Origin of the sequence: Rhizobium lentis (genome assembly GCF_014200175.1) — a bacterium.
Lineage (GTDB): Bacteria > Pseudomonadota > Alphaproteobacteria > Rhizobiales > Rhizobiaceae > Rhizobium > Rhizobium mulingense.
This window is the reverse complement of record NZ_JACHBD010000010.1, coordinates 54,094-76,976: the sequence shown is the minus strand read 5'-3', so window position 1 is coordinate 76,976 and position 22,883 is coordinate 54,094. Positions and strand designations below refer to the sequence as shown.

16 protein-coding genes are annotated in these 22,883 nt (G+C 59.1%); 5 read left to right on the top strand and 11 right to left on the bottom strand.

The genetic code is table 11. The annotated features are described in order from the left end of the window. Positions 1 to 35: 35 nt before the first annotated feature. The 7 genes from GGI60_RS22290 to GGI60_RS22260 form a co-directional block, all read right to left on the bottom strand. Entirely contained in the window at positions 36 to 347 is a 312-nt protein-coding gene (locus GGI60_RS22290) for a hypothetical protein (protein ID WP_183918614.1), read from the bottom strand. Between the two features lie 400 nt (positions 348 to 747). Then, positions 748 to 1,674, bottom strand: coding sequence for a DUF429 domain-containing protein (locus GGI60_RS22285; RefSeq protein WP_183918613.1), 927 nt, complete (start codon positions 1,672 to 1,674; stop codon positions 748 to 750). 27 nt (positions 1,675 to 1,701) lie between these two features. Continuing rightward, a complete protein-coding gene (locus GGI60_RS22280; RefSeq protein WP_183918612.1) occupies positions 1,702 to 2,517 on the bottom strand; it encodes an ATP-dependent Zn protease in 816 nt (271 codons plus the stop codon). Continuing rightward, entirely contained in the window at positions 2,514 to 4,382 is a 1,869-nt protein-coding gene (locus GGI60_RS22275; protein ID WP_281414472.1) for an AAA family ATPase, read from the bottom strand. Before GGI60_RS22275 ends, GGI60_RS22280 begins: the two co-directional genes overlap by 4 nt. After that, positions 4,379 to 4,717 (bottom strand): hypothetical protein, encoded by a 339-nt coding sequence (locus GGI60_RS22270; RefSeq protein WP_183918611.1) that lies wholly within the window; start codon positions 4,715 to 4,717, stop codon positions 4,379 to 4,381. The genes GGI60_RS22275 and GGI60_RS22270 overlap by 4 nt, the downstream gene beginning before the upstream one ends. A gap of 126 nt (positions 4,718 to 4,843) precedes the next feature. Beyond that, on the bottom strand, positions 4,844 to 6,004 hold the full coding sequence (locus GGI60_RS22265) for a hypothetical protein (protein ID WP_409527277.1): 1,161 nt from the start codon (positions 6,002 to 6,004) through the stop codon (positions 4,844 to 4,846). A 295-nt stretch (positions 6,005 to 6,299) separates the two neighbouring features. After that, a complete protein-coding gene (locus GGI60_RS22260) occupies positions 6,300 to 7,478 on the bottom strand; it encodes a hypothetical protein (RefSeq protein ID WP_183918610.1) in 1,179 nt (392 codons plus the stop codon). 309 nt (positions 7,479 to 7,787) lie between these two features. On the opposite strand from GGI60_RS22260, the gene GGI60_RS22255 reads away from it, so the two are divergent. The 5 genes from GGI60_RS22255 to GGI60_RS22235 all read left to right on the top strand — a co-directional run bounded on the left by GGI60_RS22255 (position 7,788) and on the right by GGI60_RS22235 (position 15,145). After that, the gene (locus GGI60_RS22255) at positions 7,788 to 7,979 is read left to right on the top strand and encodes a hypothetical protein (protein ID WP_210314532.1); all 192 of its coding nucleotides are present in this window, start codon (positions 7,788 to 7,790) and stop codon (positions 7,977 to 7,979) included. A gap of 114 nt (positions 7,980 to 8,093) precedes the next feature. Continuing rightward, positions 8,094 to 9,080 (top strand): restriction endonuclease, encoded by a 987-nt coding sequence (locus tag GGI60_RS22250; protein ID WP_183918609.1) that lies wholly within the window; start codon positions 8,094 to 8,096, stop codon positions 9,078 to 9,080. 39 nt (positions 9,081 to 9,119) lie between these two features. Further along, positions 9,120 to 11,813, top strand: a complete 2,694-nt coding sequence (locus GGI60_RS22245; RefSeq protein WP_183918608.1) for a DNA methyltransferase — start codon at positions 9,120 to 9,122, stop codon at positions 11,811 to 11,813. After that, positions 11,814 to 13,940, top strand: coding sequence for a DEAD/DEAH box helicase (locus GGI60_RS22240; protein ID WP_183918607.1), 2,127 nt, complete (start codon positions 11,814 to 11,816; stop codon positions 13,938 to 13,940). After that, entirely contained in the window at positions 13,940 to 15,145 is a 1,206-nt protein-coding gene (locus tag GGI60_RS22235) for a GIY-YIG nuclease family protein (protein ID WP_183918606.1), read from the top strand. Before GGI60_RS22240 ends, GGI60_RS22235 begins: the two co-directional genes overlap by 1 nt. A gap of 233 nt (positions 15,146 to 15,378) precedes the next feature. Here the strand turns inward: GGI60_RS22235 and GGI60_RS22230 are convergent, their stop codons facing one another. From GGI60_RS22230 to GGI60_RS22215, 4 genes are read right to left on the bottom strand one after another with little or no spacing between them, the layout of a single operon-like run. Next, positions 15,379 to 18,588 carry a DEAD/DEAH box helicase gene (locus GGI60_RS22230; RefSeq protein ID WP_183918605.1) on the bottom strand — a complete coding sequence of 1,070 codons (3,210 nt, stop codon included), beginning with the start codon at positions 18,586 to 18,588 and terminating at the stop codon, positions 15,379 to 15,381. After that, a complete protein-coding gene (locus tag GGI60_RS22225) occupies positions 18,585 to 19,910 on the bottom strand; it encodes an EH signature domain-containing protein (protein ID WP_183918604.1) in 1,326 nt (441 codons plus the stop codon). The genes GGI60_RS22230 and GGI60_RS22225 overlap by 4 nt, the downstream gene beginning before the upstream one ends. Continuing rightward, entirely contained in the window at positions 19,907 to 20,860 is a 954-nt protein-coding gene (locus GGI60_RS22220) for an OmpA family protein (RefSeq protein ID WP_183918603.1), read from the bottom strand. Before GGI60_RS22220 ends, GGI60_RS22225 begins: the two co-directional genes overlap by 4 nt. Next, entirely contained in the window at positions 20,857 to 22,308 is a 1,452-nt protein-coding gene (locus GGI60_RS22215) for a methyl-accepting chemotaxis protein (RefSeq protein WP_183918602.1), read from the bottom strand. Before GGI60_RS22215 ends, GGI60_RS22220 begins: the two co-directional genes overlap by 4 nt. Between the last annotated feature and the right edge of the window lie 575 nt (positions 22,309 to 22,883).

The window sequence follows — 22,883 nt, the reverse complement described above, 5'->3', positions numbered from 1 at the left end:
TTCGGTGATCCGGCAGAGCAGATGGCCTGAAATCGTTAGCCCCGCAGGTGAGGCTTACTTCGGAAGGGACGGTCATCGCGGGCATAGCGATCGACAAGATCATCGAAGACTTCGTAGGCTGCCCGCTCGTCAAATCCTTGGTCGACCAGCAGGGCCGTCACGGCGTCGGCTAGCTGGTCGATGCGGTCGGGCCGATCTTCCTTCAAGTAGCCGGTGATCGCCCAGAACAGCATTGTCCTCGCGACGTCGTCTCGATCCGGGCGCCGCTCGGCCCGATGCCCGTCCCGAAGCCGCTGCTGGCGTTCCCGCTGCCTGGCGTTTCGCTCCTCCAGGGTCTGACGTGCCATGTTGTCCTCCTATCGTTCTCGTTGATGGCACTCCCATGGTCAGAGGACCGGCGGCACGGCGCAAGGCGTTTGTCGCCGAAACGGAATCATTGTGTTTTGAATCGGAATTCTGGAGTTTCGAATCGAATGAGCGCAATTTGTTTCAGATTGCGGGCACGTCGAGACGGGTTGCCGGCAGTCCCACGGCTATATTCGCGGCGCCGGACGCACGGCATCCGGCCCTTCCGATAGGACGTGAATCGGAAATCTGGAAAAACGAAACGTTCGCCCAGAGTTTGGAAACGCTGCCGTAGACGTTCGAATCGTCCGCCCGGAGGTTCGAATCGAATGAGCGCAATTTGTTTCGAATTGCGAGCAACCTGCATTAAATCGTCTCGCCGTTGATCAGCGTGTGGGTGACTTAAGCCTGCTGACCGAGGATCCAGCCTTCCCAGGTTTTGACATCATCAGCTTCCGGTACGCCTTCGCCCCGTCGGCCATCGACGACGTCGATCATGCCGAGCAGGCCGACCGTCGCGTCGAACCGGTCCTCACCATCCTTGCCGTTTCCGAAACCATCGTTGATCAGACTTTGTAGCCCGCTCCCGTCGACGTGTGGCCTGTTCTCCAGCCACCGCACCAAATGACTTGCCACGGACCGGCGTCCGTGTTGCTGTCGCTTACTCCATACCGGACGTCGGGGAACACCAAGCTGGCCATAAACGTCGCCAGGGTACGTCTCGGCGACTACGGTGGCGCCCGGTACCATCAGTCCATGGAGCGGCCCGTCGAACGGCCATAGCGATAGCTTCTCCATGTTCGGCAGGATAATCTCACGCCAGCCGGCCAAGGCGGCCTTGCCCACCTGATTGCCCCCGAGCGTCCAGAACAACATGCAGGCGTCGCCGCGATCCGGCGTCGCCCGTTCGCAGCGGCGCAGAAGATCCTTGGCCGTCAGCCCCAAAGCGTCGAAAAGGTGCTGACGCTGCGTGCCCCCAGGCCGCATCGGATAAAACGGTCGGTCGATGGAGATTTCGCTGTGATGCTTCGCGACGTCGAACCAACGCGCAAAGCGTGTGTCCCCGAATGACCGCAAAAAAGAAGGGAAGTCAGGTGTCCCTAGAGTTCTGCCGTAGGCGGCAGGAAGACCGATCGGGAAGTCGAAACCCATCAGCACTGCGGCGTCTGCTCCCGACCGTCGCCGCAGTCGATGTATAAGGTTCTGCGTGTCGCCGACAGGCTCCGGCGCCGACAAGACCCATGTCTCGTCCTGCCGAACCGCCACGCACATCCACCGCTTCTTGCCTTCGACACTCCAGTCGCAATGTGCGATGACCCTTACAGACATCCCGTCCTCCAATCCCTCGTTCACGATCTACGAGGCGGCATCTAGGATGTCCATGACCGCCGCGCCATCAAGCGCCTGCGCATCGAAGAGTTCGCGAACCAGCCGTTCGAAGGCCTGCCGGTTCTCGAGGATTACGTCCGTTGCCCTTGCCTGCGCGAACTCCAGCCGCCGATGCACGCGCTCTGCGAGACCGGCGTCGCGGCTGAGGATCGCAGTCGGATCCTTGTATTCAAGATAGAGCAGCGGATGGCGGCCACCAAAACCGAGCGCCTGCTCCATATCGAGCCCAATGCGGGTCGCGCGTGCCAGATCGCTCTGGTCGGCACCGCCGGAGCCCGCCGACACGGTCTTGAGCACGATGAGTTCCGCCGCGCGACCCGCCATCAGCATTGCCAGCAACCGCGCGTACCAATCTTCGGTGTCCGGAGCGTTCGTCGCAAAGGTCAGCGCATTGTGGGCGCCATCCTTGGTGTCAATCGTCAGCCCCTTGATCGAACCGAGACGCAGAGCGTGATGAACGACCGCATGGCCGGACTCATGGATGGCAAAGCGCCAACGAACATCGTATGGAACCGGCGGACGATGTCCGCGGATGCCGGCTTCGATGTCGGCGTAGCTGAGACGGCGCTTTTCGCGGCGAGCTTTCAATCGCGCTTCGCGGACGATCCGTTCGATATCGGCGCCGGTCAGGCCCATGGCGCGCGTTGCCAGGCGCCGCAACGGCTCTGATACCGAACCGTCCTGTTTGGTTACGTCCAGCCGTTCGATCTCGTGCTTGTCGCCATCGTCCAGGATGATCTCGATCTCGTCCGAGGAGCTATTGATCTTCATATTGCCGTTCATGGCTGAGCTCCCACCTCACCATCCGGCGCCGTGATGGCATCGAGGTCAGCACCGAGGTGATGGGCGAGAATGCCAGCGAGGGTCGGAATGTCGGGCCGCGGGATCTCAATGTGTGTTTCCAGTCGTCCGGAGCGGCGGATTGCCTCGTCGATTTCGCCCGGCCTGTTCGTGGCGCCGACGACGATGACTCCGTCGGTCTTGATGGCGCCATCAAGCAGCTCGAGGAGTTTGTTGACGCAGGCATTCCAATAGTCAGCGTAGGGTCGCGACGCCGAGGCACGCTGGCCGATGCCGTCGACCTCGTCGATGAACAGGATGCACGGCGCGTGACGCCGGGCTTCCGCAAAGGTGTTAGCCATGCGGTCCAGCACATCATGCAAGTACTCGCCCTGCAGCCAGGTCGAGACGGACGTCACGACAAGTGGCACCTGCAGCGTATTACAGAGGGCGCGTGCGAAGGTGGTCTTGCCGGTCCCGGGAGGTCCGGACAGAAGAAGCTTGGTGCTCATCTGTGACCACGGCAGTTCACCGCCGAGATAATCCGCCAGATCGACTTTCAGGCCGAGCGCCCAGTCTTTTGCTGCACCGTAGCCTGTCAGCGTCTCAACGCGCAGCACGGGCGGCGCAGCCGGCCTCGATACATCATCGATAGGCTCCGGCTGGATCACCTCGGCGCCGGTTGGCTTGCTTTTTGATCTCCCTTTGCTCTTGGACGAGGAGGTCGACGTCGATGATGCTCGATCGTCGGTATTGCCGGCATTCCGCGACGTCTGCTCTCTTCGCTCACTCGGGCTTTGCGTGACCAGCCGACGCGAAGAGCCCGTCTTGTCTTCGTCTTTCTGATCCCGTTTGTCTTCGCGATTCAGCGCAGCCAATCCGACGAGCGCCTCGATGCTCGACAGGATTGGGCGGCCCGACCGGATTGCGATGGCGAGATCGTCGAGCGTCAGCGCCTCCGCATCGATCCTCGCGATGGAACTATCGTGGCGCATGACCGCCTCGCTGCCATAGATGGCTTCCAGCAGATCGGCGACGAGCAGACGATCAATCCCGTCGCCCGTCAGGCTGACGTCGCACGTCAGATCGACCTGTTCCGGAACGCCATTATGTGTCTCCGACACGGCAAGTACGGGCGTGCCATCCGCTAAGGCTCGCAGCAATTGCCCGCGCAACCCCGCACGGCTCGGACGGTTGGTCTCGTCAGCCGGGACCTGCAGGAAGATGCGCCGGGTCTCGCTGTCTACCCACCTCCAGAGATCGTCGGTGAAGGCGAAATCTGCCGCCACGCCATTGTAAGGCCCGAACGGGGCGACCTCCGTGTCTTCGATAAGCTGCGGCAGGGCCCGCTCAAAACCGTCGGCGAGGACCGCCACGGAGAAGACGGGTGCGGGCTGGCGCAGGACCGCGACCAGATCGCGCAGTGTGACGCCGGATTGTTCCATTGCCGCGGCAAGCAGCAGCAGGGTAGCCATGGACTTAACGCTCGGAGCATAGCCGGTCTCGGCAACGACACGTACCGCGTAGGCAATTGCGGCCAGGTTGGTATCCGTCTCGTTCGCCGAACGCCGCACGAGATGCGCCGGCCACACCGGCACGGCCGGAACGAGAACGGGTCGACCGTGACCGTCCTGCGGCCCCTCAATCAGGAATGCCGTAAGATGATCCCGCATCCACTGCCGGTCCTGCTTCAGGTCGCCAGTGAGATGGGAGGGATCGAAGGCCGGAGCGTAACGGCCGACGACATAACCGTTGACGATGGCCGTGCTCATCGTCAGCAGACCGTTGCGGACTGCAAGACGCCGGACGGCCCGGCGTTCGACATGCGCCAAGCGCCGGAGCAGGAAGGAAGACAGGCGATCCATCATCGATCCTCCAGTGCAGGTTGAGCGGAAACAATTGCCGCCGGCACGTTCTGATGAGCGGCCGTCCGATGATTGGCGCCGGCCATCCTGTTGAGATAGTCGAGAACCAAGCGGCAGGTTGGCTCGCCGGAACGTGCCAAGTGGCGCAGCCGGTCGAGCAGAACTGAGGAGATGGCGCGTGTGTCCCCCGGCCTCTGCCGGGCGGACGCAAGCGCGAGGCCGACGATCAGAGCCGGGTCGTCCTGCGGACGCGAAGCCACAGGAGTCTGAGTGGACTTGCCCCGCTTGAGGCGAGGTGACGTCAATGGTGCTTGGGTGGACATGATGTCTGCGGACATACAGGATCTCCTGGCCGTTCCGGCTTCAGCGGACGGCGTCTTCTCAAGGATGATGGGAACGGCAAGAGGCCGCCGCGGCGTCACGCGCCGCAGCCATAGCCTCCTTCAAGCAAAGGCGGACTCGCGTCAGGCGTCGAGCAGACGCCGGGCAAAGCCGATGCGGATATGCTCCGGCGGCCAGGAGACAGTGTCATCCGTCAGCGCTTCCGGATCATCGTGGCCATCATCGTCATCGTCGAAGCTCGGATCTTCACAGGAGCCGCAACGGCATCCGGGCCCGTGATCTCCGGTGTCGTTCGTCGCATCCACGCAGACCATGGCACGGGGGATTGCCCGCAGCGTCCCGAAGCGGCGTTGATGGAGCGACGTCGTGGAGTCAGCATCGGCGAGCAGAGAGGTCGCCGTCACCGTTGGCATCTCGGGGAGCCTCAGCGCCCGGCGCGCCTCGACCTCAAGAAGCTGCTGCACGCGGCGCCCAAACCGCAGGCGCAGTTCCGCCATGCAGGTCGCCGCCCCGTCGATCTCGAGAAGATCGTCGATTTCCGCCAGCGCCCAGACGCCCGCAGCATGATCGCTCGGGCGGCTGGCGCCATCAATAATTGCAACGCCCACCGTCTCGACCATCAGCCTCTTCTGGGTCTTGTAGAGCCAGTCAGGCAGCACCATGGCCGATGCCAGCATCTTGAGCTTCAGCTCCTCAAGCCGGCTGGTGTCGCCATAGGAAGCGAGCGACCGTTTCAAATCCAGCACAAAGGCGGCGCGCTTGGCGCGGTTCACGATGATCAGGTCGGGCGTATAGCTGCCCTTTGCCGGCGCCTCGCAGTCAAGCCGCACGCCCTCGAGCTGGCGCCAGTCATTGCCGGCCACCGTCTCGATCGCGGCCTTCACCAGTGGCAGTTTGATCGACTGCATCAACACGACCAAGTCGGGGTTAACCTTCGCCAGTCGCTCGACGGCCTGCTCCAGCAGCTTGCCCTCTCGGAAGGAAACCGCCCTGACCAGCGAGGCGACGTTGACATAGTGCCCGAGAATCTCGTCCTCGACCGGCTCGCCGTCGGCGATCGCAGTGATGGCCTTCTCGATCAGCACGTCGAAGTCTGCCTCGACGTCGGGGTAGCGCACGAGATGCGCATGGCGCCGCAGCACCGGGGGTTCAGCCTGAACAGCGAAGCGCTCACCGAACTGCCGGCGCGACGTCGAGCCGGCAGCAAAAGACATGGTCGAGGATGCCGAAGTCGCGGCGCGCAGAGCTTTCCCGCCGGGGGATGATGCGTGTAGATTGGTCAAAGCCCGATTCCTTTCATCAGAAGGCTTGAGGGTCAGGCCCTTGGTAGCGTTGGCGCGCTGCCCTGGGCCGCTTAGCTTCAGTGAAGCCCATGTTATGTCGCAGGACCCGCGGCGGATCTCAAGAGCCGCATCACCCAGGAAAGAGAACAGATCCTGAACAGGGTTAACGGCGGGCTCACGCCCCAATTCGGTTCCGAGCGATGGTAAAGCAGCAGTAGACCGGTGAGCCGTGCCGAGCACGGCGCCAAAGCACAGTGAGAATCAAGAAAGGGGCCCGAGAGCCCCTTTCTTATGTTCAGTCCGCCGTCGTCTCGGCGGGTTTGCGCGTGAGCGCCTTCGGCTTCCTTAGTCCAGATAGCCCTTCGGTCGAACCGAAGGAAAGGACGTTGGAACCGACGGTCTCAGGTGTTCCACCACTCCGGGTGAACATCGCCGGCGGCACGTAGTCCTCGAGCACTTCATCCTCGTCCTCGGACGGGTCCAGGCTTGGCGCGTCAACCCGCACGACGCCACCAAGCGCCTCCAACCCATTCCGCATCGCGACTTCCGCTGAATTCGGGCCAGTCTGGGCCACCAGCGGCCATTCGGGCTGCTTGGTGCGGGACGTTGCCCACTCAAGCAACGACAACACGCTCTGGCTGAGCCACATTTCGAGCTCCTTGGCCTCAGGCCACGCTTCTCGCTTGCCGAGCTTGTCCAATGTCGAGAAGACCTTGTACCAGCGGCTGTCGGCGGGGAGTTCGTCCTCGGAAAGCTTGCGGACGTCGACGTCGCCGGGCGCATCCAGCAGCAGAACATTGCCGAGGCTACGTTTCGCCGCTCGAGCCAAAGGCTCCAACACTGGAACCAGTGCTGTCTTCTGCAGCCGCTTTCCCTGGGGCTTGCTCTGCAAAGTGTCTTCCACAGTCTTGGCAAGCGCTGACGCACTTTCAACGAAAGCGGCAACACCACTCTTCGTCTTGAGATCAATCAGCGCCCTCAGTCCGGAGAGACCCCCGATGTCAGCAAGCTCAGTGCTTGTGACCTCTTCGGACGCTGGTTCGGCGCCGTCCGCTAGCAGAGCTTTCACTTCGCTCACTCGGATGCCTTCATGCTCCTCGGCGTGAGCCAAGGCAGCTTCGATCTTTTCCTCCGGCGCGGACGCCAGATGAAAAAGGACTGTCGGGCTGATGGCAATTTCGACCGCACGTGTTCGGTACGAGGCGAGATTGCGAGCAACAGCCCTGTAGTTGCGGGCAGTTTTCGAGGAGATGTCGCATCGCTGCGAGACCCATTTCTCGAAAGTACCCGGCTCGACGAGTGCGGACGCCTGCTCCAGCAGGTCGCCCAGCTCGAACGCCTGCTCCGTGGAGCGGCGTCCCAAAGCCTGGATGTTGGAGGCTGTCGCTTCCAACGCTCTCTTGCTCTGCGCACCGATGTTGAGCGCGTCGTAGTCAAAGCGGCCGGATGCCGCTTCGTTCGTTTTCTTCGTCATGTCAAAGATCCTTGCATGTTGCAAAAGCATCAACTGCATTTGCGCAATTGATATATAAATTATCCGCTGAGTTTAAAAGTAAATCAAGACGTCTCAAAAGTTGCGTATCTTATATTTACTTAGATATACCTGAATTATACGCTAATTACTACTTAATTAGCGTACATTCCGGAAAATTTGAGAAATTTTTACTGTGACTCAGCTCAAGTAACAAAACGCAACCCTAGCGCGCGCCATCTAGCGTGCCCGTGCATGTTTTCGAAGACCTGCCGACCTGGTAACACCAGGACAATTGATAGAGGTGCAACGATGTCAAAAGCGGTCCTGACGACGAAAGTCGACCCGACCTACGACGACCTTCCTGAGCAACGCTATCATTTTCCGCGCACCTATCTGCGTCAGGTCAAGACCGCGCGGGGAGACTGGATCGTTTTTTATAAGGCATATTTCGCGACGGCCAGGATCACCGATATCATCGAGGATCCGTCTAAGCGGAAATAATTTCCGGCCTTATGAAGGAGTCGCCACAGCGTAGCGGCTTGATCAATATTGCAATTTTGCGACGAGTGATGAATGTATCCCTGCGACAGGGGGATGCATATGAGTAAATCGTGGATGGTTCGCGCCGAGCGCAACGGTCGCTTGTTTGATGCGTTCAAGGAAAAGTCTGTCGTTGCCATCGGCTGGCCCGCGCTGGCTGATCTTTCACAAGCAAAAACCCGCAAAACCATCAGCGAGGCGCTTGCGAAGGCATATGCTGGCGCCAAGCCGCAGAGCCAAGCGATGGCAGCCGGCCAGCTCCACCGATTCGTCAATGAGATGAACATCGGCGATATGGTCGTCACCTACGATCCGTCGCGCCGGGTCTATCTTGTAGGGGAGATAGCCAGCGCCTATCGCCACGATACCTCGATAGACCCGGAAGACACACAGGTCCGGTCCGTGCGATGGGATGGCGAAGTCAGCCGCGACCTTCTTTCCGTCGAAAGCCGCAACAGCCTCGGCTCCATCTCGACCCTTTTTCGGCTGTCGAACGAAGTGGCGTCGGAACTGAAGAAAGCTTTGTCCGGCAACATCGCAGCACCGCCCGAAAGTTCGGTCGCCGTGGGTGAGGCTGCCGAAGAAGACCTTTTCGAATCCATGGCCAGCCGCGCTCATGAGTTCATCAAGGACAAGCTAAACGCCTTGAGCTGGTCGGAGATGCAGGATCTCGTTGCGGGTCTGCTCCGTTCCCTCGGCTACAAGACCCGCATTTCGGACGCCGGCCCCGATCAAGGCAAGGACATCGTCGCCTCACCCGATGGTTTCGGCTTCGAGGCGCCCCGCATCGTTGTGGAGGTCAAGCATCGCAAAGGCTCCATGGGCGCGCCGGATCTGCGCAACTTCATCGCCGGGCGTCATGACCTCGACAAGGGGCTTTACGTCAGCACTGGCGGCTTTACCCGTGAGGCTCGCTATGAGGCCGAACGCGCCCGTATCCCGACTGCCCTTATGGATCTCGATGATCTGGTGAAGAGCCTGCTTGAGCAGTACGATAAGCTCGATCTCGAAACCCAGCAGCTCATTCCCCTGAAACGTATATTCATTCCGGCCTGGTCCTGACAGGACCGCCCGCAACGATAACAAGAAGCCTGACCTTCCATGATGAACCCCACCGAAATTGCCGACGCTCTGGATGCTATTGCCAAGGCGAAGTTTGATCCCGCCGAGTTTGGTTATGCCTTTGCGCAGGCGACGGACAATGCGCAGGCAACCGTTGCCAAGCTGAGGGCAGGCAGCACCAATAAGTCGGACATTGCGGGCGGCGTTCTGCTGAACGGCAAGTTTCATTATGTCCCGGTCCTGCCGGGCATGGCGGCTGAAATGCTGGATGCGCTTCGCGCCTCCAAGCGCACGGCAAAAGCGAAGCCTGCAATCCTGATCGCCACGGATGGCGAGATGATTGCCGCCGAGCATCGAAAGTCCGGTGATACACTGCACTGCTCCTTTGTGGAGCTTGGCACGCATTTCTCCTTCTTCCTGCCAGCCGCAGGCAAGGAGCGCTATCGGGCGGCAGAGGAAAACCCGGTAGACATCAAGGCCACCGGCAAACTGGCAAAACTTTACGATGCGCTTTTGAAAGCAAACCCGGATTGGGCGGTGCCGGAGCGCCGCCATGCCATGAACCTCTTCATGACGCGGCTGATCTTCTGCCTGTTTTCCGAGGATGTCGGCGTGTTCAAGGAGGATCAGTTCTCCTTCGCCGTCTTTTCCTATGGCGGCAACAAGGGCGAACATGCGCGCGAGGTGCTGGTGCAGGCATTCACAGCCATGAACCTGCCCAAAGGCCAGCGGGAGGGGCTACCTGCATGGACAGACACGTTCGAATACGTCAATGGCGGGCTGTTTATCGATGCCATCGAGGCCCCGGCGTTTGACCCCATTTCCTTCCGCTATCTGCGCGATGCCGCAGAGCTGGATTGGAAGCTGATCAACCCGGATATTTTCGGCTCGATGATCCAGTCGATTGCCGATCCCAAGGCCCGCGCCGAACTGGGCATGCATTATACCTCGGTGCCCAACATCATGAAGGTGCTAGGGCCGCTGTTTCTGGATGATCTGGATGAGTCGCTGGACAAGGCCTGGGACAAGCCGGCGGCCCTGAAAGCCCAGCTTCACCGCCTGTCAAAAATCCGAGTGTTCGATCCCGCCTGCGGCTCCGGCAATTTTCTTGTCGTTGCCTATCGGCAGATGCGCGAGCGCGAAATCCGCATTTTGAAGCGGCTGGGAGAGCTGGAGGGCAACGAACATTTCGCCATGTTCTCCTCCGTCAGCCTCAACCAGTTCTACGGCATCGAGTTGACGGACTTTGCGGCAGAAACGGCGAAGCTCGCACTGTTCATTGCCGAGTATCAGGCCAATGCCCGCTTTGCCGATGTGTTCGGGCGAATGCCTCCGCTGTTGCCGTTGCGGGATGGCGGTCAGATCAGACGTGAGAATGCGCTCCGAGTAAACTGGGATGAAGTTTGTCCGCCACCCGCGGAGGGTGAGGAGGTCTATATTGCTGGAAATCCGCCTTTCCTCGGCAAAGCGCAACAAGAGGAAGAGCAAAAGGAAGGCATGGACCTCGTATTCAGCGGTCGGGTAAAGGCCTATCGAGCGTTCGACTTGGTCGCCGCGTGGTATTTTCTAGCTGCGCAATACATACGAGATCGCAATGCTGAGGCGGCATTGGTCGCTACAAATTCGATATGTCAGGGAGCCTCAGCGTCCAGCCTGTGGCCAGAGATATTCAAATTCGACGTCGAAATTGGCTTTGCTCACCGATCATTCAAATGGCGGAACAACGCTGCTGCGAATGCAGCCGTCATTTGCGTCGTCGTCGGAATCCGTAATACCAGTTCCAAGGCGAAACGCTTGATTGATGAAGACATTGAGGTTCGGGCAGGAAACATCAATAGCTATCTCGTCGATGGACCGACCGTGACCGTTTCCGCATCATCCAAGCCCATAAATGGCCTGCCGGAAATGACTTTCGGAGAGATGCCCAGGGACGGCGGACATTTGATCTTGAACCAGATCGAGATGGAGTCGCTTACTGATGCTTATCCTGAGACTAGAACTATAATTCGAAAATTTCTCGGCTCGGAGGAGGTTGTGAACGGTCTCGACAGGTACTGCCTTTGGATCGATGAGCGAGCAGACCCAACGTCACTGGACTTGGCACTATCGATACCACCCATCAAGCAGCGGATCGAAATGGTCGCTGAGAACCGGCTCAAGAGTACCAACAAATCGACGTCTGATTTCGCCAATCGGCCCCATCGCTTCGTAGAGCGCAGAAGCCCGGAAACGTTTGCCCACGCCATCCTTGTCCCCAGCGTCACTTCAGAACGCCGCCCCTACCTCCCGGTTGACCGCGTTGGAGCCGACGTCATTTCTTCGAACCTGAATCAGGTTCTCTACGACGCCCCCGATTGGTGCATCGCCCTGATCGCCTCGCGCCTGCATCTCGTCTGGATCGCCACCGTGTGCGGCAAGCTCAAATCCGACTTCCGATATTCCAACACGCTGGGCTGGAACACCTTCCCTGTGCCCAAATTCACCGCAGAACAATTGGATCAGCTTTCCGCCTCCGCACGGCGCATCCTGAAAACGCGCTATCAGCATTACCCCAAAACCATTGCCGACCTCTACGACCCGGACAAGATGCCGGATGATCTGCGGGCCGTGCACCGGGAGAATGATGAGTTGCTGGAGAGCATGTATATTGGCCGCGCCTTCCGCAACGACACGGAGCGGCTGGAAAAGCTGTTCAAGCTTTATGCGGCGCGGGTAAAGCAGGGGGCGAAGTAAATGGTTGAGATGGTCAATGTGCGCTACAATGGCACCGGGCAATCCAAGGCCACCAATGCGCTTGGCCAGCGGCCCATGCAGGCCCGCGCCTATGCTGCCCGCAGTGGGCAGTTCATTTTGCTGAAAGCCCCGCCTGCGGCGGGCAAGAGCCGGGCGCTGATGTTCGTGGCGCTGGACAAGCTGAACCATCAGGGATTGGCCAAAACCATAGTCTGCGTGCCGGAAACCTCGATTGGCGGCTCCTTCCGCTCGACCGATCTGAAAAGCTACGGCTTCGATGCCGATTGGCAGGTGGAGGACCGCTGGAACCTCTGCCTTTCCGGCACCGAGGATGGCTCGACCGCGCAGAAGGTGAAGGCCTTTTCCGATTTCATGCAGTCTGACGCCCGCGTTTTGGTCTGCACCCATGCCACCTTCCGCTTCGGCTTTGAGGCAGTGGAGCGGGCGCATGGGATCGAGGCTTTCGACAATGTGTTTCTTGCCATTGATGAGTTTCACCATGTTTCGGCAGCGGATAACAACCGCCTCGGCGAAATTCTACGGCAGATTGTTGCGCGCGGCCAGTGCCATGTGATGGCCATGACCGGCTCCTACTTCCGGGGCGATGCCGTGCCCGTGCTGCGCCCGGAGGACGAGGCGCGCTTCAAAACGATCACCTATTCCTATTACGAGCAGCTTGAAGGGTATGAATATCTGAAGGCGCTTGGCGTCAACTACAGCTTCTACCGTGGCCAGTATATCAATGGCCTGCCGGATGTGCTGGACACGATGCTCAAGACGATCATCCACATTCCCCATCGCGGCTCGGCAGAAGCCTTTGGCGAGAAGAACGACGAGGTGGGCCGCATTCTCGATCTCATCGGCGAGCACATCGGCGTGGAAGACGTAACCGGCTTCGATCTGATGCGCACGACAGATGGCCGGGTGTTAAAAGTGGCCGATCTCGTTCACGATGGCCCGGAGCGCGAGGGGGTGAAGGCCGCTCTTTCCCGCGAGATCAAGGGACCAAATGGCAAGCGCGACGATGAGGCTGACCGCGCCAAGGTGGACATTATCATCGCGCTTGGCATGGCAAAAGAGGGTTTTGACTGGGTGTGGTGCGAACACGCCCTGACCATCGGCTACCGGGCATCTCTCACCGAAATCGTGCAGATTATTGGCCGCGCAACGCGCGATGCGCCCGGCAAGCCGAAAGCCATCTTCACCAATCTGGTCGCGGAACCAGGCGTGGAAACGGCTGCGGTCAAGGATGCCGTCAACGACATGCTGAAGGCCATTTCCGGCTCCTTGTTGATGGAACAGGTTCTTGCGCCCAATTTCAAATTCTACCGCCGGGAAGATGGCGATATTCGCGAACCGATCACCGATGACGGCCAGGGCACCATTACCATCGGCATCAAGGGCCTGATGGAGCCGCCGACCGACCGGGCGCGCGACATCTGCGAAAACGATATGGCCGATCTGATGGCGACCGCCTGTCAGGCTGTCGATGCCCGCATCGTTTCGCCAGACACGGCCCCGGAAGTGGCAACGCAGATGCTGCTGACGGACATCATCGAGCATCGCTACGAGAACCTCAACGATGACGAAACCGAAGCCATCCGCCAGAACCTTGCCGCGCGCATGAACCTGCTGACGCTGGCACGCCAGGAATCCGAACGTGGATTTCAGGAAGCGGGCGCTCCGTTCATCGGTGCCGATCAGGAAGGCGGTGAAGCGCCCCGGACGAACGGCGACGCCGGGCAGGCGGATGGCAACGACGCAGACGACGATATGCGGGCGGCACCCAACACGCTGCTGGCCATGGTGCGCCGCTTCATCAATGTTCGCGAGCTGGATATTGACCTCATCGACAGCGTCAACGCCTTTCAGGAGTGCTTCGAGGTGGCCTCGCGCAGCTTCGATGCCCCGCTTTTGTCTCAGGTACAGTCGGCCATGGTGGCCATGCGTGTGCAGATGACGGAAGAGGAAGCGCGGACGCTGTGGCCCCGGATCAAGCGGTTCCGGGCGCAGGAGGGGCGCGAGCCGAATGTTCATGCGGAAGATGCGCTGGAAAAGCGCATGGCAGAAGCGCTGGCCTGGCTCAAGAACCGCAAGGCCCAGATGATGCGAGAGACGGCAAGCTGATGCCCCGCCCGACGCTGGAAGAGATCTTTGCAGAGGCAGACGAATTCGGCCTTCTTGCTGTGAAGCTGAAGCCGAGGGCGTCATCTTCAGGCAACAATAGCGTATCAATTCTGAATGATGTGACGCGCTTTTTCGAGCAGCACGGACGTTTGCCGGACGCCAACGCATCCAATCATGAAGAGATGCGGCTTGGTACGATCTGGGAAAACATTGCTAAATCTCCGAGCGACGAGCTTCGGCAAGCAGACAAGCTTGGACTTCTGGCAAGGAAAGAGGAAGTCGCCGAGGTTTCCTGGCGCGATGAGGTTGAAGACGACGACATCCCGGACTCGCTCGATGACATCTTTAACGATGATGGTCTGGATGTTCAGCCGGAGCTGGTTCAGCTCAAACATGTGACGCCGGCTGCGGAACGTCAGGTGCCCGACCACCGGGCGGATTTCATACCCTGCAAGGATTTCGATCAGTTCGCAGGCCTGTTCGAAACCATGCAACAGGCTCTCGATAGCGGCGCACGGGAAGCCACGCTCATCGAAAAATGGGCTATTATCGAGCCGATGGAAGGCGACTTTTTCATTCGCAACGGCCTTCTCGCGTACATTGCGGAAAAGAGTGAAAGTACGCAGCGCGGTGGCGCGCGCGACCACCGCCTGCGGGTGATCTTTTCGAACGGCACCGAAAGCGACCCGCTGATGTCGTCGTTCCGCAAGTCCCTCAACGACGATAAGACGGCTCGCGTCGTTCAGCGCCTGGGCCTAGGCCCGCTCGATCCCGACTGGGAAACCGATAAAGTTTCATTGTCCGGCACGATCTACGTGGCGCGCAGCCTTTCCGAAGATCCGGCGATCAAACCGCAGCGCGACATCCTCTACAAGATCGGCGTAACCTCACAAGACGTCCGGCGTCGCGTGGCCGATGCGCGGAACGATCCAACCTTCCTTCTGGCGCCTGTCGAGATTGTCGCCACCTACGAACTGCAGAACCTTTCACGTTCAAAGGTCGAGAACCTGCTCCACCGGTTCTTTGACGCAGCAAGGCCCGGCGAGCTTTTCATCATTGACCGGTTCGGCAAGAGGATACGACCGCGCGAGTGGTTCTATGTGCTGCCAGACCATGTTGCCCAGGCAGCCCAGCTCATCAAGGACGGGCAGCTACATCAGTACCGATATGACCGTGAAACGCAGAAGATCGTCAGGAGATCGTAGGCTTCGGGCGCGGAAATTATTTCCTATGCCGGCGCGCTCGGCGCTATTGGCAAGAGCTCCCAGGAACGCCAACTGCGGCTCTGAAAGCAGAGAGTATGCCTCGCTACTCAACTTGTCCTAAAGCTTCGACAGCGGCCCCTGGAGCACATAGACCCATCTTCAAGCACGCAAGCGGACGAGAGATGACGATGTTAGAATACGGAGTCTTCGGCATTCCTCTTCCAGGCCAGACTTCATTCCGGCAAGATGTACTCTGGCCAAAGGGTCGCTGTTTTCAATTTTGAGTGCGGCACGATCAGGCCAGACGGAACCCGTGATTCCTCGCTGAGCGTAATGACGGCCGCGTCTCCATTTTCGCCCGACGTCGGCATTGGCACAGTGACATCTGAGGAAACGATGATGGAGGCACCGCCTCTGGCCGGCTTTAATCGAATGGAATTGTCCGAAAGTTTTTCAAATTGGAGATCGCTGCGACCTTCAAGAACCTCATCGACGTTTATGGACTTTGAATCGGATGATGTCTCCGCCGCCAAAACCGCGTCGTAAAGCATCTTCGTTTCGCCCTCCGTGACATCTCCCGGCCAGAGAATACGATCAGCAAGAGAACGTTTTCTTTTCATCAAGCTCTGCAACAGGCAGTCAAACGAACCTCGGCCAAGGCCCGGATGAACGGCGAGCGGTATATGGATTGTGACAGGCTTTGTCTGGCCAATACGATGGGTGCGGTCGTTGCATTGTTCTTCAACCGCAGGATTCCACCATCTGCTGAGATGGATCACGTGGTTTGCTGCCGTCAACGTCAGGCCTGTTCCCGCGGCGCGCGGACCAAGGATCAGGACGTCGAAGCCGCGATCGTCGACAAGGTGTTGCTGAAACCGGTCGGTGATGTCCTTGCGGGCATCGATGGTCGTGTCGCCATTGATGATCATCACCCGCTCCAGGCCAAATTCGATCCGCACAACCTCGGCAAACCAAGTCTGCACATCGCGATTTTCGACGAAGACCAGAGCGCGCTCGTTTTTCGATTGGATATGTCTGAGGATATCGACGGCGGCACTGACCCTGGCCGAAGACAGATTAAATTCTTTCGTCGTCTCGCCTTCGAGCAGGCCGGGATGCAACGACACCCGCCGCATGTGCTGCAGCAGAGCCAATATGCCGCCTCCCTTGGCACGCACCTCGTCGTAACGCAGCATCTGCGCCCTAGGCATTTCGCGCGGGTGCAGGATGCGGACTTTTGTCGGGAGATGCGGAGCGGCATCGGTTTTCAGCCGGCGCAACGCCAGCGGCGGATAATCGTTCTGGCCTTTGAACAGTGCGGAATGGAGGGCTCCCATGCTCGCTTCCGTCGGCGTATCGAACACCCTGCGGAACTGCGCGAGTGCTCCGAGCGCGCCCGGAAACAACTGGTCGATCAGAGCCCAGAGATCCTTTGTGGCATTTTCGATCGGCGTTCCCGTCAATCCGATCCGGAAATCGGCGCGGACCGCTTTCGAAGCCTTGGCTCTCATCGTCACGGGGTTCTTCAGGAATTGAATCTCGTCGAACACGACAAGAGAGCAGTCCAGGTCCATCAGGCTGATCGCATAATTGGCAAGCGTCTGATATGTCGTGATGACAACCGCGCATCCGCCTTCGACATTGGCAATCGCCTCGATATCGAGCCGCGCCTCGCCTTCACGCAGGTCCTGCCCGCCGCCCGGCTTCTTGTAGGCGCCGAGATATTCTCCATACAGACGGACAGGCTTGCCCAGGCATCCCCGTTCGAGATGCCGCTCGATCTCGGCCTCCCAGTTCAGCAGCAGGGATGTTGGGGCCACGATCAGAAAAGGTTTTTTCGGAATGCTGCCGTCTGTCATTCCCTCCCTGAGCCAGGTGATGAAAGAAAGCGTCTGCAGCGTTTTGCCGAGCCCCTGTTCATCAGCGTTGAGAATGCCCGGAATACCCGCCTGCCAGGCACGCACTTGCCAATTCAGCGAAGCCAGCTGGTGGTTTTGCAGTGCGGACCTGACCAGTGTCGGCGTGGTATTATCGAAGTCGCCCGTTCTGCTACGGACAGCAGCTTTGAAATCGACTTCCCAGAAATTGTCGTGGGTAATCGGCAGATAGGCATCAAGCGATGTCCCCGCCTCTTCCGGTTGCTGACGCCTGAGAATATCGGCAAGACGCCTGCTCAGCGCCTCGATGACTTCCGCCGTCGCGGGGATTTCGCCCACATCATGCTCGATCGACAAGAGGCCGATCTGAAGAGCATGGCGTAACCTTTCGATCACATCCGCCAGTTCTTCGTCCGGAATAGCAGCCAGTCTTTCACCAAGCTCGGTGTCGATCCCTTCCTGCAGCCACCGGGTGCCCGATCCCTGAATGGTGTCGATTGCGGTGACCTGCCATTTTCCGACCCCGACGACGCGTGAAACCCATTCTTCCGTTTCGATCCAGGCGCGGGCGATCTCTTCCTCGATCCTTTCGGTGCGCGCCTGCGGGCTCATCAGGGCTGTCAGCCGCCCTTCCCGCTTGAGATCCATCTCGATCGCTTCGGCGACAATCCGGCCCGCATCCGCGATGAAGGCGCGCCTGCCTTCTACGTCCTTGCCGGCATATGCCGCGATCGTATCGATCACCGGCACGGCGGAACGATCGACGATCAGAAATTTTCCGTTCGCCACGCGAAAGGCTGGCTGCGCGCCGCGCCGCAAGGCTGCCGTCTTGAATTCATCCAGTTCGCGGCCGTGGAGCAAGGCGGATGTGGTCGCAACCGCTCCATCCGCCGACCTCTGATGATCGGCAAACGGGAGCGGAAAAAATTTTGTATCATCCTCCGGGTCGAACCCGATGCCGACAGACCCACAGGTGACGACAGAGACATCGCGCAAAAAACCTTCGAGCGATGCGCGGTCCTCTCCGCTGTCACCGTCGAAAAGCCGCCGGAACCTGCCAAGCGCCAGCCAGTGATCAGTCAGCGTACCGCTCTTGCCGAGCTTCTCCGCTTCGGCGATCGCCAGATAGATTGGCTCCGGGATCCGCACGACATTCGAAGGCGGCCCCAGAAAAGCGCCCGTCAACGGCAAAACAACGCGCCTTCCCGCGCGTTCCCACCACCATTCGATCCGAAAATCGGAACTGCCCACGGTCCCGACGAGCCGGGCCCGAAAGGTGACGTTGTGGAGCAAAGGGGGCAGGCCCAGAGATGTGGCCGCCCGAACGTCAAGTCGCGCGACAAGCGGATGGCGAATGACGACCATATCGGACTCGACCGAGTGGAGGGCATTGGCCGGGTCAAGCTGCCTCAGGCGCGACAATGCAAGCGCCGTATCCATTTCCTCCCGCGGAAGCTTCGAAAGATCCGGCCGGACCTGCTTCCTGAACCCGGAGAGCCAGCCCTTTTTCTCCGGTTGGATCGTGAGAAACGCTGCGTCCGGGTCAAATCGAAAATCGAACTTCATCGAAGAACCCGCTCCTCGACCCAGCTCTGCCAGCCGCCATGGATATCATGAATACGGGCCATCCTATCGTTCTGAGGCAGCATGATCTTTTCTGCATTATATTCGTTTTGATACAGAGCGGGCGCGCGGCGATCGCTGTTCAAAAAGAGGTGAACCCGGTAATCGTGAGATCCCTCCACGACCGTGTAGCGACCCACCTTCATAATCAGCAGGCAGGTTTCCTTCTTGTTGCCGGTGGCGGTTTGTAGCGCGGCCGCCTGACCGATCTTACCTCCGCCTTCGCTGAATATGTTTCCTGCAATATCCATCGCGGGCGTAGACAGGGCGATCCAAGCCTCGGTGACCAGCCCTCGATCATACAAGCCCTTCCAAAAATGGTGCCGCGGAGGCCACATGTGGTTCCCGGTGGCTTTCGTGATTATGTCGAGCAAAGCATCTATGCTCTGCCCCGCAAGCCATCTGAGCAGAATCGTGCGGCGATCCACGGCTACAAGAGGCCAGAACGCTTTTGCTTCGGCTTTACTTTCGTAACGCGGATCGCCGAAGGCCTCGATAATCCGGTCAGTCAGAAATGTGCGAAATTCTGGAGCGGGCATATCGGTACGCCAAGGCTCCAGAAGTTTCTCCACGGCCCTCGCCGCGAGGTCGTCGGAAACGGGCTTGTGACCCCGCGGCCTTATCCAGCCGAAGATCCGCTCGACATGCTGGTTCGTCACGACGGGAGGCAGCAGCTTAAGCCAGGCCAGGTAAGCTTCCGTCGAAAGCTGCCCGGCATGAGGAGCGGCAAGTCCTGCATCGAGCAGCCACTGGAACGGATCGGCCTGAATGAGCATCTTCTCGGCGAGCCGTATGGGGGCCTCGTCAATATCCAGCAGTTCTGGAACGGCGACAAACAACCGCCTCCAGCGGAAGGACAGATGGTACGCCCTTGCCTGCAGGATCGACGCCAGCCAGCGGGTTCTCTCACCGTGTCTGGTCCAGCCGGAAAAATACGCCTCGGCGACCGCGTCGAGAAGAATGGAGGTGGTTGTCGACTCAAGCTCCCTCTTCAGGAAATCGCTGACGGCATGCGGGATCTTGTCCCCCTCCAGAAAGGCTCGGGCGGCAAGCGAGATGTTGCCGACGGTAACGCCCACCCAGTCCCAGTTCCGCAAGGCGATGTCGAGCCGCTGAATGGCCTCGCCGACCGACACAGGCGTCGCGTTGACGACATCCGGAAACGCCCTCTTCACGTTTGTCACTGCCTGCGTCAGTTCTATGGGAGCTGTAAGCTCCTGACGCCTCACCATGCGGCATGCCCGAATTGTTTCGATGAGACTCATCGGGGCACCTCGCTCAGAGCATTTTTGATCGCCGAAATATCGGTCTCTTTCGCAGGCACGGCCATGATGAACCGGAGATCGATCCGGCGATTGGCATCCTTTCCGGTATCGGTCGCATTGGATTGAATGGGCCGCCCCTTGCCGAAGCCTGCCACCGAAAGGACAGGCTGCGCGTTTCTATTATAGAATTTGACGAGATCGGCTCGCTGCGACGTCATCAGCGAATAGACCGACGACGCGCGGTTTGCGCTGAGCCTCATATTCAGAATATCGGCGCCACGGTCATCGGTATGGCCTTCCACCTGCAGGGAATCGATCACCGCATATCCCGGATTGCAGTCCGGGCTGAATCTCTTGCGCGGGCCGAGCGAGTAACATCCGAGGTTGCGATCGAGGATTTCCGCGATCTTGCTGACACGGAGCGATCCGGCCGCAGTCGGGACATCGACATTCGTTTCGAACAGACCGTCGCCCGAAAACTGCAGCGACTCGAAGTTCGCGCTGATGCTGACATTGACGCCCTTGATCTCGTCGTCGATTTGTTTCTTAAGGCTCGTCAACAAAGCTCTGCGGGTTTCCCAAACCCTGTTGTTGTACACTTCCATCTGGTTGGGGGCGCCGGGCACAGCGAGTTTCCGCCGCAGATCCTCGAGCTCGTCCTTCATGGCCTGCACCTCATCGGAAACCTGAAGATCGGCTGCTCCGACGATCGCCTGTACCTGGTGCAGTTCTTTTTCCATGTCGTTCTTTTGCCTAAGGATGTCATCCTTCTGCTTGAGAAGTTCGTCATACTGCGAATGCGGCACCGTGTCGGGATCCGTGAACTGGCTCGCAAAAAACGCCAGCAGGATCATGATGACGAAGAGGAAGCTGATCGTCATGTCGGCCATCGAGATGAAGACGGACTCTTCCTCTTCTTCCTGAGGGCGCGTGCCGCCCGCCCCTCTCATTCCGCCGGCCTCTCGCTTTCGGGCCTGAAGGCTTTCGCGTTTTCGATAACCGCCTGCAGAGTGCCCAGAGCGTCGGCATACTGCTGATGAACCGCATTCGCGTGATTTTCGACTTCCGAAACCGACCTGCCTATTTCCGTCGAAAAGGTCTTGAAAGCCTTTTCCAGTTGCCCGTCATAGGATGCAGCGCGGGCTTCGAAACTCTTGATCTGCTCACGAATGGATTCCGCAGCAGCGACGACCACACCGCGCTCTGAGTCCAGAGCTTTTCGTGCCGATTGAACCATCTCGACGCTCGCTTCAGCAATTTGCTTGGCCGTCGTGGCTGTTCCGGTGATGGCTTCGACCATCGGCTCGGTCGCATCAGCAAGGCCGCTTCCGGCGCGGGAAAGGTTATCAGTCACGAGTTCCAGCCTGCGTGCGGCGCCGTCAAGGCCGACCGCCGTCCGCTCGGCGGCCACCGTGAACTGCTCCGCGGCTTCGCTGATTTTTGTAGCAAGGCCATTGAGCGTGTCGGATGCGTTTTCCAGCCGATCGCCCGCCTTTTCCATCGCCGCCGCAAGCCCCGTGGAAAGCGAGCGAGAGATGTCATCGACCATCGTCCCCACATGGGTGTTGCTGGCGGCCAGTGCATTCTCAAGCGGCTTAGAGATTGCAGCGATGAGATCATGGTTGAGTTTCTGCATGTGATCGCGCTGCTCGACGATTGCTTCAAGCTGGCGCTCTGCCAGATCTTCGAGACTGATAAAATTCATGCGGATTTCGATCTCATGCGTAAGCTTTCGCATGGTGCTTTCCAGTCGCTGGCCACCCACGCGTAAGAAGGCGGTGAAAACGATCGAGCACAAAAGCCCCGTCAGCGACATGATGAATTTTGCGGAGGCAACTGAGAGCAACTGCGTAAGTGCTTCGCGGACCTGAGCCTGATCACCGCCCTTGAGGCTCTCACCGGTCTGCTGGAGCGCGGCAATCAGACCGAGAAACGTCGCGGCAAGCCCGATCGACACGAGAAAGCCCGGCACGAACCTCCAGCCGGATACGCTGAAGCCCATATCCTCAAGATTGAAGAAAACCGACGGCCTGATCGAATTCCGCACACCAAGAGCGGTTCCCGGTCGCGGCTCTATCGTTGTCTCGCGAAACTCCTTCCAGGTGTCTGCTAGATGACGTGCGGCGCGTCCATTTTGCTTTGCAAGGCGGTTCTGAATATCTTCGAAGCCCTCCTGCAAGCGGCTGGCGCCATTTGTCTTTTTGACGAGATTGATGGCCGACCTGAGCGCCTTCGCGCGGCTCCGCACGGTCGCGAAAAACGCCAGAACCAGCACAAGAAGAAGCAAGACAAGAAAAAGGCTGAACAACCCTGGCGCGGGCGGCTCCTTTAGGAGAGATGCCAGTTCAAGGACCAGATCGCGCGTTGCAATACCCGATTGAAGCAACGTCTCAAACATCCGCCCCCACATTCCCGCCAAACTAGAAAGAAACCCTGGCGTATCATACCGATAACGATTCTATGGATGATTGCAACGTGATCAAACCGGCGGGAATATTGAATTTACATCTATTTGGTCGATGCTCGCAAACTCTGCCACCATCACGCCTTTTCCGGATCGACCGCGTCGCCTGGCGTGCTATCTGTGGACCCTCGCACTAATGAGGTTCAAATGCGGAAATTATTTCCGCCACTGCCGTCCTGTTGGCTGATGCCCAAGCTAGGACACAACGGTGGCATCTACGGTCGCTAGCGGTGGAAAAATATGGATAAGGCGATTTCGTCAAGCCACTGAGATCATGCAGGGCCCCTGGGCAAGCTATTTTTGGACCCATTCCCTCTCTCCGATGGTTGTCACTCCCCATGATAAAAGGTCGATTCTCCTACAGTCACGTGAAGGGTTTTCGCGGGACCCTGTTCGAGTACCTCAGACTCGCCCTGACCAACGACAGCGTTGGAGCCGGAGGCAGCCTGTCTGCTTTGAACCAATTGATGGCAATAGCAGACATCAATCGGCATTCGGCATTGCGGTAA